11 protein-coding genes are annotated in these 14793 nt (G+C 37.1%); 7 read left to right on the forward strand and 4 right to left on the reverse strand.

The genetic code is table 11. The features are described 5' to 3' along the window. Positions 1-78 precede the first annotated feature (78 nt). A complete protein-coding gene (gene ccoG, locus V0410_RS22340; RefSeq protein WP_330745682.1) occupies positions 79-1521 on the reverse strand; it encodes a cytochrome c oxidase accessory protein CcoG in 1443 nt (480 codons plus the stop codon). A 254-nt stretch (positions 1522-1775) separates the two neighbouring features. Between ccoG and V0410_RS22345 the strand changes: the two genes are divergently transcribed. After that, positions 1776-2669 carry an SMP-30/gluconolactonase/LRE family protein gene (locus V0410_RS22345; protein WP_330745683.1) on the forward strand — a complete coding sequence of 298 codons (894 nt, stop codon included), beginning with the start codon at positions 1776-1778 and terminating at the stop codon, positions 2667-2669. Between the two features lie 78 nt (positions 2670-2747). Here V0410_RS22345 and V0410_RS22350 read toward each other — a convergent pair whose 3' ends face one another. Beyond that, on the reverse strand, positions 2748-4055 hold the full coding sequence (locus V0410_RS22350) for a DEAD/DEAH box helicase (RefSeq protein WP_330745684.1): 1308 nt from the start codon (positions 4053-4055) through the stop codon (positions 2748-2750). A gap of 472 nt (positions 4056-4527) precedes the next feature. Between V0410_RS22350 and rpsA the strand changes: the two genes are divergently transcribed. The 4 genes from rpsA to V0410_RS22370 all read left to right on the forward strand — a co-directional run bounded on the left by rpsA (position 4528) and on the right by V0410_RS22370 (position 11517). Continuing rightward, a complete protein-coding gene (gene rpsA, locus V0410_RS22355; protein ID WP_137905342.1) occupies positions 4528-6318 on the forward strand; it encodes a 30S ribosomal protein S1 in 1791 nt (596 codons plus the stop codon). Between the two features lie 384 nt (positions 6319-6702). Then, on the forward strand, positions 6703-9330 hold the full coding sequence (locus V0410_RS22360; RefSeq protein WP_330745685.1) for a T9SS-dependent M36 family metallopeptidase: 2628 nt from the start codon (positions 6703-6705) through the stop codon (positions 9328-9330). A gap of 128 nt (positions 9331-9458) precedes the next feature. Beyond that, entirely contained in the window at positions 9459-10436 is a 978-nt protein-coding gene (locus V0410_RS22365) for an EamA family transporter (RefSeq protein ID WP_330745686.1), read from the forward strand. Positions 10437-10524: 88 nt separating this feature from the next. Next, positions 10525-11517: an alpha/beta fold hydrolase gene (locus V0410_RS22370; protein ID WP_330745687.1), complete on the forward strand. Its 993-nt coding sequence runs from the start codon at positions 10525-10527 to the stop codon at positions 11515-11517. A 146-nt stretch (positions 11518-11663) separates the two neighbouring features. Here V0410_RS22370 and V0410_RS22375 read toward each other — a convergent pair whose 3' ends face one another. Continuing rightward, positions 11664-12806: an MFS transporter gene (locus V0410_RS22375; RefSeq protein WP_330745688.1), complete on the reverse strand. Its 1143-nt coding sequence runs from the start codon at positions 12804-12806 to the stop codon at positions 11664-11666. Positions 12807-12881: 75 nt separating this feature from the next. Between V0410_RS22375 and V0410_RS22380 the strand changes: the two genes are divergently transcribed. Next, positions 12882-13664 (forward strand): AraC family transcriptional regulator, encoded by a 783-nt coding sequence (locus V0410_RS22380; protein ID WP_330745689.1) that lies wholly within the window; start codon positions 12882-12884, stop codon positions 13662-13664. Between the two features lie 150 nt (positions 13665-13814). After that, complete coding sequence (locus V0410_RS22385) at positions 13815-14282, forward strand: SRPBCC family protein (RefSeq protein ID WP_330745690.1); 468 nt, start codon at positions 13815-13817, stop codon at positions 14280-14282. Between the two features lie 69 nt (positions 14283-14351). Here V0410_RS22385 and rplS read toward each other — a convergent pair whose 3' ends face one another. Beyond that, positions 14352-14708, reverse strand: a complete 357-nt coding sequence (rplS, locus tag V0410_RS22390) for a 50S ribosomal protein L19 (protein WP_002980648.1) — start codon at positions 14706-14708, stop codon at positions 14352-14354. Positions 14709-14793: the final 85 nt, after the last annotated feature.

A 14793-nucleotide genomic window follows, 5' to 3' on the forward strand; every position in this document is an offset into this window, starting at 1 on the left:
GGAGGAGGGGAATTAGGGAAGCATCAACTACTTTTTCTGATCCAAACAACCTACCACCGATCACCTATCATCTGCCACCTAAAGAGCCAGCTTAAACGGTCCTTCAAAAGTAGTTTCAAACGAATCTACCAACTGTCCCTTTTCATCAAATACTCCGATGACCATATTCTGTTTTGAGAATTTAATTTCGTTTTCAGGAAAGGAAATGTTGATGTTTCCTTTCAGGATCTGATCCCCTTTTAAAATAATTTTTTCAGAACCAAAGTAAGTGATCTCTGCATTTGTTGGGGTAATCACTTTTATGGTAAGCATTTTTTTCTCGTTAGATTTATTCAGAAGGGTGTAAATAAAGGTGTTTGTGATTTTGCCATTTTTAACAAAGAATGTGGACCCTGCCGGTTTGATGAATTTGGCTTCCATAGAACCACGATCGTACATTAAAAATCCAAGGAATCCGATTAATAAGGCAAGGATAACGGTTGTTGCTTTCATTCTTGGCGTAAAGCGGAATTTATCCTGATTTTCAATTTCAGCTTCCGTTGCATAACGTACCAATCCTTTAGGTAAGCCAACTTTCTCCATAACTTCATCGCAGGCATCAATACAGGCCGTACAGTTTACACATTCCAGCTGCTGTCCGTTTCTGATATCGATTCCCGTAGGACATACCACAACGCATTGGTTACAGTCGATACAATCTCCTTTCCCTGCTGCTTTTCTGTCTTCATTATTTCTCCATTTTGCACGGCCTTCCCCTCTTTTAAAATCATAATATACATTGATCGTTTGCTTGTCGATCAATACACCCTGCAGCCTTCCGTAAGGGCAAACCAGCGTACAAACCTGCTCACGAAGCCATGCGAAAACAAAATAGAATGTCATGGTAAAGAAGATCATAACGATAAACTTCAGTGAGTTGGCTTCAGGTCCTTCACTCATAATACGGAAAACTTCTTCGTAGCCCACAATATACATGAACATAAAGTGAGAAATAATCAATGAAATTAAAAGGAAAACAGACCATTTCGTCAGTCTTTTTCTTATTTTCTCTGCATCCCATTCCTGTCTGTCCAGCTTCATCTGTTTATTACGGTCTCCTTCGATCCAGTATTCTATTTTACGGAAGACCATTTCCATAAAAAGCGTCTGCGGGCATAGCCACCCACAGAATATTCTTCCGAAAACGACAGTAAATAACATCACAAAAATGACGGAGGTTACCGCTCCTAAAGCAAGAATAAAAAAGTCCTGCAGATAAAACGGCTGTCCGAGGATAAAGAATTTCCTGTCGATGACATTGATCAGCAGAAAAGGATTGTTATTGATCTTTACAAACGGCAGTCCGAAAAATAAAGCAAGAAGAAAATAGCTGGTGTAATTCCTGTAGTTGGTATACTTTCCTTTGGGCTTTCTGGGAAAAATCCACTTCCTTTTACCGGTTTCATCCATGGTTCCCACTGAATTTCTGAAATCTTCATTTTCAATTTCCAAAGACTTGATATTGTTGGACTCTGCGCTCATTGTTATATGCTATAAAAGTATTTTAGTACAATTTTCATCCTGACCAATCTTATTTTCAAATTGACTGTTCCATGAAAAAGTGATTGATTCTGTTACTGCAAAGCTCCGGATTATATCTTTTCATTACTAATATGATCTACTTCAAAAATAGGACAATTAGGACATTTTGTGTCTGTTGTTTTTATTGTGTCAAAATGGGAAAATATTTTGAAACCTCTGGGTCATATCGTAAATTGCAGCCTTAAAAATGAAGCATGAAGAATATACTTAAAATAGGTATGATTGGTTTGGTTTTCGCATTGGTAAACTGTCAATCAGTAAATTATAGTAAAATGTTTTATGAGGGAGTGCAGCCGGAAAAGGTTTCCGACAAGTTCAGTTTCACAGAAGGACCATCAGCAGATAAAGAAGGGAATGTTTATTTCACCGATCAGCCTAATGATAAAATTTATTATTGGGACTGGAAAACCAATCAGGTGATAGAGTTTTTGAATAAAACAGGAAGGGCAAACGGAACACACTTTGACAAAGATGGGTATTTGATCACCTGTTCAGACGATCAGGGTGAGATATGGAAGATATCCAAAGACAAAAAAGTAGAAGTTCTGCTAAAAGGTTTCGAAGGAAAAAGGCTGAACGGCCCCAATGATGTATGGAATGATGAATTTGGGGGAATGTACTTTACAGACCCTTTGTATGAAAGAGATTACTGGGTTGGTTTTAAACAGGAAATTCAACATAAAAGTCTTTATTACAGAGATAAATCAGGAAAAGTTACCAAATTAGAGACTTTCACCCAACCCAATGGTATTGTTGGGAGTGAAAAACTAAAGAAATTGTACTTATCTGATATTGATGCCGGAAAAACCTACGTTTATGATATATTGGGAGAAGGAAAATTATCTGAGAAAAAACTGTTCTGTGAGATGGGGTCAGATGGTATGACGATGGATAAACACGGAAACCTCTACCTGACAGGAAAAGGAGTACATGTTTTCAACAGTTCCGGGAAGAAGATCTATCACATTCCGATTCCTGAAGACTGGACCTCCAATGTCACTTTTGGCGGTAAAAACAATGATATTCTTTTCATTACTGCCTCCAGGTCAGTGTATACTTTCCCTCTGAGAGTGAAAGGAATTAAATAATATTATGTCATTGCGGGGAGGGCAGATTGCTTCGTCGCTGTGCTCCCCGCAATGACAATAAAGTATAGAGTGAAAGGTCTAATAAGCAATCTCCATTTTTACCTTCTTACCTTTAAGTTTTTCGTTCTGAAGCTTTCTTAAAAGGGCGTTTACTTTATTTCTAGAGACAGCAACATATGATGTCGTATCTTTTACTTCGATAATTCCTACATCTTCTTTTTGAAGCTCTCCTTTCTTTAGCAGATATCCTACAATATCTACCTTATTTACTTTATCCTTTTTTCCTGCACTGATGTAAACCGTCTGGAAAGATGTTTTTTGCGGAACTTTAGTGAATCCGGCAACGCTTTCTTCAGGAGTATTGTTTTTAATGAACGGGAAGTTTTCCTCTTCAGTCATGATCAGGTAGACAAAACCTTTGGCATTCATTCTTGCGGTACGTCCGTTTCTGTGAATAAAAGCATCTTCTTTTGGAGGAAGTTGATAATGAACAATAGATTCTACCTCAGGAATATCAAGTCCGCGGGCAGCAAGATCCGTAGTAATAAGAATTCTTGCAGAATCATTACGGAATTTCAGCAGCGCACGTTCTCTTTCATCCTGTTCCATACCGCCATGGAAGGTTTCTCTGTCTATTCCCATCTGATGAAGAAGTTCAGAGATACGGTCTACAGCATCACGGTGGTTGCAGAAAATCAACGTCCTTTTGTTTCCGATTTTACAAACCAGATTGAAAAGTGTATCCAGTTTTTCCTCCGGAATAGTCATCACTTTTCTCAGCTGGAGATCGGGTTTTACATCATTTTCTTTTAGGAAACTGATTACTTTCTCATCTTTTAAGCCTGTAAAAGCCGGAATTTCATCCATAGCTGTGGCAGATGTTAAAATTCTCTGAGAAAGCCCTTTTAAAGAATTGGAAATAAATTCCATATCATCATGGAAACCCAATTCCAGAGCTTTGTCGAATTCATCAAGAACCAGAGTCTTAATTGTTTTCGGATCAAAATTGTTATTTCTTAAATGATAAACAACTCTTCCGGGAGTTCCGATCAATACAGCCGGAGCTTCAATCAAATTGTTAACTTCAATTTTTTTATCATGTCCTCCATAGCATACAGAAACTTTAAAATCTGTTCCCATGGATTTAAAAACCTGCTCAATCTGTAAAGCAAGCTCCCTTGCCGGAACCAGTATCAATGCCTGAACACCCTGAACATTTTTTTTCAGATTTCTGAGAACAGGAAATAAAAAGGCCAGCGTTTTCCCGGATCCTGTAGGAGAGAGTAAGACAATGTCTGTATTGTTTTCAGACGCTTTATAAGTAGATTTCTGCATCTGATTCATATCCTGAATCTGCAGTTTTTGATAGATCGGCTGTAATTCCATGCTGCAAAGGTAGTGAATTTTGGAGTTTGAGGGTTTAGAGTGGAAGAGTTTGAGAGCAGGAGAGTTTGAGAAGGATAAGAAAGTGTGGGCCTTCTTTAATTCTGTGTTCCTGTCATTCTGAATGAAGCGCAGCGAAATGAAGAATCTCATGAACTGCTTTCGTAAACTTTCAGTTTATGCTCAGCATTACCACTATAATACTATGCTGTTGCATTATATTGTTCAAATCATACATTGTCATGCTGAGCTCAGTCGAAGCATACTTTAATCAAGGTGTTGATTTTTAAATATATAAATTAAATATCAGAGTAGTAGAATCTATTGCTTATCTCAAATAAAAATAGTATCTTTGCACCCACTTTTGTGGCGAAAAGGTTTGAAGAGTAAATTACTTAAAATTAATTACTTCCGTATTTTTTAATCTGCATTTATTCAAACCGTTAAAAAAGAAGGAATACAAATTTATTAGAAAATGTCAAAAGAGACAAATTCAGCAGAGGTTTTATTAAACCAAAACGTAGCACCAGAACAATTTGATTGGGATTCATTCGAATCAGGTCTTGATGCAGATGCGAGAAAAGAAAAAAGCGATTTAGAAGAAATCTACAACGGATCATTAAACAACTTAGACGATAACGACGTTCTAATTGGTAAAGTTGTAAGATTAACTGATAAAGAAGCTATCGTAGACATCAACTTCAAATCTGAAGGTGTTATCTCTCTAAACGAATTCCGTTACAACCAAGGCCTGAAAGTAGGTGACGAGGTAGAAGTAATGGTTGACAAGAGAGAAGACAAAACTGGACAATTACAGTTATCTCACAGAAAAGCGAGAACGCTTAAAGCTTGGGATAAAGTAAACGAACTTCACGAAACTGGAGAAATCGTTAACGGTTTTGTTAAATCAAGAACTAAAGGTGGTATGATCGTTGACGTTCACGGAATCGAAGCATTCTTACCTGGTTCTCAAATTGACGTTAAGCCAATTAAAGATTACGATCAGTTCGTAGGAAAAACTATGGAGTTCAAAGTTGTGAAAATCAACCCTGAGTTCAAAAACGTAGTGGTATCTCACAAAGCATTGATCGAAGCAGATATCGAAGGTCAGAAAAAAGAAATCATCGCTCAGCTTGAAAAAGGACAGGTTCTTGAAGGTACTGTTAAGAACATCACTTCTTACGGTGTATTCATTGACTTAGGTGGTGTAGATGGATTGATCCACATTACAGACCTTTCTTGGTCTAGAGTGAACCACCCATCTGAAATCCTTGAGGACGGACAAACTGTAAAAGTTGTAATCCTTGATTTCGATGATGAGAAAACAAGAATCCAATTAGGTATGAAGCAATTAGAAGCTCATCCTTGGGATGCTCTTTCTGCTGACTTGAAAGTAGGTGACAAAGTAAAAGGAAAAGTAGTAGTTCTTGCTGACTATGGTGCATTCGTAGAAATCGCTCCAGGTGTTGAAGGATTAATCCACGTTTCTGAAATGTCTTGGTCTACTCACTTAAGATCTGCTGGAGATTTCGTAAAAGTAGGTGATGAAGTAGAAGCTGAAGTATTAACTTTAGATAGAGAAGAAAGAAAAATTTCTCTTGGTATCAAGCAATTGTCTAAAGATCCATGGGAAAACATCGAAGCTAAGTATCCGGTAGGATCTCAGCATGTAGGAACTGTAAGAAACTTCACTAACTTTGGTGTATTCGTAGAGTTAGAAGAAGGTATCGACGGATTAATCTACATCTCTGATCTTTCTTGGACTAAGAAAATCAAGCACCCATCTGAGTTCTGTGCAGTAGGTGATAAATTAGACGTTGTAGTTCTTGAATTAGATATTCAGGCTAGAAGATTATCTCTAGGTCACAAGCAATTGACTGAAAACCCATGGGATAAATTCGAAACTAAATATGCTGAAGGAACTATCCACGCTGGTAAAGCTGTAGAAGTTCACGATAAAGGAGCTTCTGTTCAATTCGAGGATGCTGAGGTTGAAGCTTTCTGTCCTTCAAGATTATTAGAGAAAGAAGATGGATCTAAAATCAAAAAAGGTGAAGAAGCTCAGTTCAAAGTAATCGAATTCAACAAAGAATTCAAGAGAGTAGTAGTATCTCACACAGGTATCTTCAGAGACGAAGAGAAGAAAAACGTAAAAGAAGCTTCTTCTAGAAACGTAACTTCTTCTTCTAACAACGAAGAAAGATCTACTCTTGGAGACATCGATGCATTAGCAGAGTTGAAAAGAAAAATGGAAGAAGGTAAATAATCTTTGAACCATTATAATACATAAGAGCCGCTCATTTGAGCGGCTTTTTTTATGGCTGTACGGCAAAGAACATAAAAGTGTAATAAGACATTAAAAAAACAAAAACTATCGGGTAAAACAGTAAAAACAGATTTCTGTGGGTCAGAAATTTATATTCATTAAAATGACTTATAAAAAGAAAATGTTTGTATGGAAAAAAATTAAACATGTGGTAAACATAATGTGGTACGCGTAAATATAATGCAGGATTCTCATGATTGAGAAATATGTAAATTGATTTCAAAGTGGTCTTTCTTTATTTGTATTGATTTATATTTAATTTTTAATATAAAAAGTATTAAAGTTATGTGAATTATTTGTAGATTAGCGCCTTTAATAATGGATATGAAAAACAAAGCTTTACCTATTTTATTTGCGGTATTTTCTGCATTTCCGGCAATATTATTCGGACAGGATAATGAAAAACTGATTAAAGATTATATTTCTCAAAATAAAATCAGGGAATATAAAAAGTCTGATCTTAATAATATCATTGTTGATAATGTAGATCCGTCAAAATCATTGAATGGTAATGTTGTTAAATTTTTACAGACTTATAATGGTTTGCCAATATACAGCTCTGTAGGAACAGCATTGATTCAGGACAATAAAATTGTTTACTACACTGATAATTTTGTAAAAGATTATACTGCATCTACATCAGGTACTGCTGCTATCAGTAAAAGTACAGCGCTTCAGAAGATTGCTGAAGATCTGAAAAATCCTGAGATAGCAAACTTCACTATTCTTGAGTATCTTGAAAAAACTCAGAAGAAAGCAACTTCGGCCAATCAAAGATTGGTATACGCAAATGATGAGAGCGGAGACCTCCGTTTGGCATATGAATATACCTTAATGGAACCAAAGTCACCCAATTACTGGAATATTGTAGTAGATGCCAACAATGGAAATATCCTGTTGAAAAATAACCTTACATTATCTTGTAATTTTCATCATGATGCTTATTCATCCGATGTGGAATATACCCATGCCGATCATTTTGAAAATACCTTGGTGGGGCCTCAGAACAACATAGCACAGAATAATATTCCATTACTTTTGCCGGATAATGCATCATACAATGTGTTTCCGTTACCTATTGAAGCACCAACTTTTGGTTCAAGATCCATTATTACCAATCCCTGGATCCTGAGTGCTTCTCCTGAAGGATGGCATTCTGACGGAACCAATCATTACACTATTACAAGAGGAAATAACGTTTTTGCCTATGAAGATTCAGCTGGAACAGCTTTAACTGCACCTGATTATCTTACAGGAACTCCGGCAGACGGAGGGGCAACAAGAAATTTTGATTTCCCTTTTAACATCAATGAAACGCCGTTAAATAACAGAAATGCTGCCATTACAAATTTATTTTATCTGAATAACAGAATTCACGACGTTTTCTATAAATTTGGATTTACAGAATCTGCCAGAAATTTCCAGCAGAACAATTTTGGTAACGGACCTGTTGGAGGAGATGATGATTCTGTATATGCAGAGGCACAGGATGGAAGCGGATTAAATAATGCGAATTTCTCTTCAGGGCAGGATGGTTATAATGGAAGAATGCAAATGTATCTTTGGTCTCCGGTTGGAAGAGTATTCTTCTATAACGCACCAAGTGCTGCTGTTTCCCGAACACCGGGAGCAGGAACTGCACAGTTCGGTAATCCATTACCAATGAACGGACTGACAGGAGATGTAGCACTTTCATCAGTGTTAGACGGATGTACGGCTTTACCTGCAAGCTCATTGACTAATAAAATAGGGCTTGTTGAGAGAGGAACATGTGCTTTTGCAGTAAAAGTGAAAAATCTTCAGGATGCCGGAGCTAAAGCGGCCATTATATATAACAACGCAGTAAATGGTTCTACTTTAGGAAATATGGCAGGGAATGACCCTACAATTACAATCCCTTCAGTATTGATTACCAATGCAGAAGGGGAATATATCAAAACTCACCTTGCAGCAAGTACAACAGTAAATGTTACTTTAAAAGGAAACCAGACTCCTGACGGAAGTTTTGATAACGGAATCGTAACCCATGAATACGGTCATGGAATATCCAACAGAATGACCGGTACCGGATACAACTGTCTGAATTCAGGCGTGAGTAAGGAACAGATGGGAGAAGGATGGTCTGATTTCTTTGCTTTAATGCTGACAAACAAAGCAGGAGACGATGCTACAGTAGCGAGAGGTACTGGTACTTACGCAATAGGTCAGCCTATAACAGGCGGTGGTATCAGACCTGCAAAATATTCTACCAACATGACGGTTAACGGATTTACATACGGAAATACCAACGGAATGGAATACAATAACGGATCAGCAATTGTTCCGGATGTACACTCAATTGGTTTTGTCTGGGCAACCATGTTATGGGATCTTCACTGGAAATATGTTGAAAAATATGGTTATGCTTCAGATGTGCTGTCAACAACCCCTAACGGAAGCACAAAAGTACTACAGTTAGTAACAGATGCTCTTAAACTTCAGGGTTGTAATCCTAGCTTCATTGATGGAAGAAATGCAATATTGGCAGCTGAGATGGCAACTACTCAGGGACAGGATAAATGTATGATCTGGGGAGTTTTTGCAAGAAGAGGTTTAGGAGTGAATGCGTCAGCAGGAGCTAAAAATAATATTAATGATCAGGTTCAGGACTTTAACGTTCCGGAAGCATGTTTATTGGCTACCAATGATGTAAAGGCAGATAAGAACAACAACATTTCTATCTATCCAAACCCAGCCAAGGACGAGTTCTATATTAAATTCCCAAGCAATACGCTTGGAAAAGTAAGCGTAGAATTGTATGATATGTCTGGTAAGCTGGTTTCTTCAGAAGATAAAATCTCACCGGATGCAAAGAAAGCAATTTCTACAAGCAACCTTGTCAACGGAACTTATATGGTTAAAATCAAAGGACTAGGTTTTGAAGCTGCTTCTAAAGTAATGGTTAAGAAATAATTTACTTTTATAATCAATCTCAAAAATCGCCACAAGCTTTGCTTGTGGCGATTTTATTTATCTATCACCATAACACCGCTGAATGATTTAATTTATATGTTGTACCTTTGCAGGCTGTTAAAAAAATTATGAAGAAGAAAAATATACTAAAAGGTGTTTTATTTGTAGGGATTGGAGCTAGTATATACGGTATGTTGGCCACTTTTGTAAAAATGGCTTATCATGATGGCTTTACAACCTCAGAAGTAACTACTTCCCAATTCGTATTAGGTTTGACAGGACTTTTGATCCTGAACTTTATTCAGACCCTAACCTCAAAACAGAAATTATCGATGCCAAGTTCTAAAGAAGTAAGAATGCTCTTGCTTGCAGGAACTTCTTTAGGCGGAACAAGTTTATTCTACTATATTGCCGTGCAATATATCAATGTTTCCATTGCTATTGTATTATTGATGCAGTCGGTGTGGTTCAGTGTGGTGGTAGAAAGTATCCTAACTAAAAAACTTCCCAACACAAGAAAAGTGGTTTCTGTGGTTATCGTTTTGCTGGGAACGGTTCTGGCAACCAATCTTATTAATATGGAAATAGAGCTGGACTGGCACGGAGTATTCTGGGGGCTGATGGCAGCTGCGTCATATACTTTAACAATGTTCACCTCTAATACGCTGGCTACTCATCTTCCGGTTTTCAGAAAGAGTATTATTATGCTGGCGGGTGGTTCTGTTGTCGTTTTTGCATTCTTATTCTTTGCCCAGATAGGGCCTATGTATTTTGATGGTCTCAAATCATTATACCTGAATTTTACTGATAATACGGAACATATCCATTCATTTAATTATTCAATATTTCTCACGTATGGATTTGTACTGGCGCTCTTTGGAACTATTATTCCGCCTATCTTATTCAATGTTGGGTTTCCCAATGCAGGATTGGGCCTTGGAAGTATCGTTTCATCGCTGGAACTTCCGGTTTCCGTAACCATGGCTTTTGTTTTGCTGGGAGAGAAAGTATTTTTCATTCAGTGGGTAGGAATTGCCTTGATTCTTTTTGCAATTGTTTTAATGAATTTACCTTCAAAACAGGAAAAAGAAGTTTCAATGGCATAATGGTCTGAAAAATATTAACTAAAAATAACAGTTAAAACCGTTCCTTTTGGAGCGGTTTTTTTAATTTTAATCTTTAAATAAACGTTTTATGAAACATTTCAGAAATATAATGACCGCTTTTGTTTTAACGGTCTCCGGTTTTATGTTTTCACAGGTAAAACCTCTGGATGCAATGCTGTCTGATTATCAATATCCTTACGAAGTTCATTTTCTTAATTTCAAGTCTCAGGGTGAAGATTTGAAAATGGCTTATATGGATGTAATGCCGCAAAAACCCAACGGAAAAACGGTCATGCTTCTCCACGGCAAAAACTTTAATGGAGCGTACTGGGAGAAAACAGCAAAAGACCTTTCTGCTAAAGGATTCCGGGTAGTGATTCCTGATCAGATAGGATTTGGAAAGTCTTCAAAGCCTCATGCTTACCAATTTTCTTTTTCACAGCTTGCAGAAAATACAAAAGCAGTTCTGGATGAACTGAAAATTGACAAAACCATCGTACTTGGACATTCAATGGGAGGAATGGTGGCCACCAGATTTACATTACTATATCCTGAGAAAGTACAGAAACTGATTCTCGAAAACCCGATCGGACTGGAAGATTATAAAACTTTTGCCGCCTACCAGACCATTGATCAGGCTTATCAGTCTGAACTTAAAAATACAGCCGAAACCTATAAAAATTATCAGCTGAAATTCTATTACGACAATAAATGGAAAGAAGAATATCAACCCTGGCTTGACTTAATTGCTGGATGGACTCTTCATAAAGATTATCCTCAGGTCGCATGGGATGCAGCACTTACTTCGGATATGATTTACAATCAGCCGGTATGTTATGAATTTAAAAATATAAAAGTTCCGACATTGCTTATTATTGGAACAAGGGACAGAACCGCGATAGGAAAGGACAGAGCTCCTAAAGAACTTCAACCTAAAATGGGGCAATATCAGGAATTGGGAAAGGAAACCCAACGTGAGATTGCAGGCTCAAAGCTTGTCGAGATTGAAAATGTCGGGCACCTTCCGCATATCGAAGTATATCCTAAATTTTTTGAAGCACTGTATGATTTTATACAATAAATTAATTTTAAAATATAAAATATTTGAAACATTAAGTTTTTGCAAGTGAGTAAAAATAATAAGTTTTATAAACATTTTGCTTAATTTTTCATCTTTGATGAAACTTACTTAATCTTATCACCTTCATTAAACTTAATGTTTCAAAATCAATTCTTTTTGTTCCCAAACAGCAATAAAGTACCAACTCCAATTCCAGAAAACAGGACACACGCAATTCCCAGATTTTGTATCAGTCCAATACTCACCAATCCTAAACCTATCAGAACATAATAAATTAATCCTAATAAAGCCCCGGCGCTTCCTGTTTCATTTTTATAATGAATCAATGCAGTACTTAAAATATTGGGAATTGCAATGCTGAATGCCATCACAATAAAGAAGTAGGGAATTACAAAATAAATTCCTGTACCTGTCAGAATCCAGACAAAAACAGAGGCAGCCAATGCTGAGAATGTACTTGCTTTAACTAAATATTCAGACCGTATATTCTTCAATAACAAAAATCTGTTAAGCTTTGCTCCCGCGAAGGTACCGCCAGCCAGTATCATACTGCTGTAGCCGAAAACATAAGAGGAATAATGATTTTCTTTAAAGATAAACGGAGCCAGTGAATAGTATGAAAATAACAAGACATTAAAGCTCATAATCAGTAAACAGCACTTGATGATGCTCTGATCAAGCAGCATCCGTTTCAATAAGCTGATCAATGTGTTTAAGCTGATGGATTTCTTTACATGATGAGTTTCAGCAATTTTCTGTCTGGAAAGGAGTAAAAAAAGTATACTCAGGATACACAGTGTAATAAATACGCTCTGATGTCCGCCGGAGGAAGCCAGTATTGAACCTGTAACCATTCCGATTACCGGACTGATGGACAAGCCGATTCCGATCCAGGAAAATACTTTGCTGAGATTATCTTTGTCAAAAGTATCCCTTAAAATGGTTTGTGTTACGATGGAACCCACCGAAATTCCGAATGCAGAAATAATCCTGGCTCCCAGAAGAACCATAAAATCAGGAGCGAAAACAGCAGCCAACGTTCCTGCTCCATAGGTAATGAGACCATATTCCAATGATTTTTTCCTCCCGATCCTGTCGCATTGCACTCCCCAAAATACCACGCCCAGTGCAAATGCGATAAAATATAAACTGATTGTTAAGGTAACTGCTTCTTCATGTACTCCAAACTGTTCCTGTACCATTGGCAAAACAGGACTATAGATGGTTTCCACAAACTGCGGAAGCATCACAAGCAGAGTCAGCAGCCAGATAGGATTTGTCTTTCTCATTTTTTTCTGCAAAGTTTCCAAAAAATCAATGTATATTTATAATGATATAAAAACAAAAAATATCAAAAATAGGACATGGCTGTACTGGAACAAAACGACGTCTTTGATGCTGATTCAATCCCGGAAAAAGTAGTTGGAATAACTTCTGATATGGTAATGCATGACTCCGGCTTTCATTTTCATACAACGAAATCTCAGCTGTTGTATGCGCCATCAGGCTGTATGACTGTAACGACTTCCGACAGGCAGCTGGTTCTCCCTCCATTCAGAATGCTTTGGATTCCTGCCCATGAAGTTCATCGTGTGAATTTCAGAAATATTGTAGCCTACAGATCCATTTATTTTGATGAAAAATATTCCCAAAGATATATGAATCCTGATCTGAAAGTTCTTCATGTCAACGCCTTGTTAAAAGAAATTATTGAAAGAATTTGTTCCTGGGAATGGTCAGGGTTGAGGCAGGATCAAACTAATCTTTTAAAAGTATTCTGGGATGAAATGCAAAGGGCTCCGGAAGAAAAACTGGAACTTAAAATGCCGAAGGATACGCGTTTTACGAAAATAGCTGAAGAATGGACACTGCGGAAATCTATGCCTCCAATGCTGAAAGATTTTGCAGAAAAAACAGGAGCGGTGGAGAAAACGATCAGCCGTATTTTTAAAAAAGAAACGGGATTGTCGTATCAGGATTGGAGACAGCAGTGGCGGTTGCAGCGATCAATTGAACTTTTGGTGGAAGGAAATTCAATAGGAGAGGTGTCCTATATCCTGGACTTTTCATCAGACAGTGCTTTTATTGAATTTTTCAAAAAGCAGACAGGCTCAACACCTTTGCAATATCTTATGAAGAATGAATAGTCCTTTTGTACAGCTGATAAAAAGTACGATTGTTAACCTTGTCAAGGTTGCGAACCTTGACAAGGTTAATGTCATATAATATTTCTTGTCCTATGAAAAGCCTGGTTTATAGTAGATTTCATAAAATTGTACTACCAATACAATAATTTTATGAAAACAATAAATACAAATAGTGTTGAAAACTACGTACATCTACTTGAGGTCAACACCACAGCAGATAAAGTATATCAGGCTTTAACAGATGAAATTCCCCTTTGGTGGACCGAATTGTTTGAAGGTTCCTCTTCAGAGGTCGGAAATCTTTTTACCATAAGATTTGGAGATAGCATCCATAAAACAATGCGTGTGAAAGAATTAACTGCCAATACAAAAATTGTCTGGCTGGTTGAAGACTCATTGATTGCCCTTCCTGAATTAAAGAACCGGACAGAATGGATAGGAACAACAATTGTCTGGGAAATAGAGAAAAATAAAGAAGACACTCAGATAAAACTAACCCATATCGGCCTGAACCCGGATATTGAATGCTATGAGATCTGCTCCAATGGCTGGCTGCAATTTCTCGGCAGCCTGAAAAAGTTTCTGGAAACCGGAGAAGGAGCTCCCTATAAAAAGTAAAAATATTTACACAAAAAAAGAGACTGTTTATAAGTAAACAGCCTCTTTTTGTATGTATTGTTGTCTGAATTATTTCTTCTTGTAAGCAGCGTCTTTGATTCTTGCTTTCTTACCTCTAAGGTCTCTGAAGTAGTAAATTCTAGCTCTTCTAACTCTACCTCTTCTATCAACTTCAATTTTTTGAAGTGCAGGCATGTTAATAGGGAATACTCTTTCTACACCTACATCACCACTCATTTTTCTGATAGTGAAAGTTTTTGTAGAACCAGTACCTCTTAATTGGATAACTGTTCCTTTGAAGAACTGAGTTCTAGTCTTTTGTCCTTCTTTAATTTCGTAATACACAGTAATTGTATCACCTGCTTTGAATTCAGGGAATTCTTTTTTCGCAATGTACTTGTCTTGTACGTACTTTAATAAATCCATTATTAATAAAATAAAATGTTAAAGCTAAGCAACTTACACGTTCTTCGTCAGAGGTTGAATAACAGGTTGCAAATGTACAAAATAG

It is taken from the genome of Chryseobacterium sp. CP-77 (assembly GCF_036362765.1).
In the GTDB taxonomy this organism is placed as follows: domain Bacteria; phylum Bacteroidota; class Bacteroidia; order Flavobacteriales; family Weeksellaceae; genus Chryseobacterium; species Chryseobacterium cupriresistens.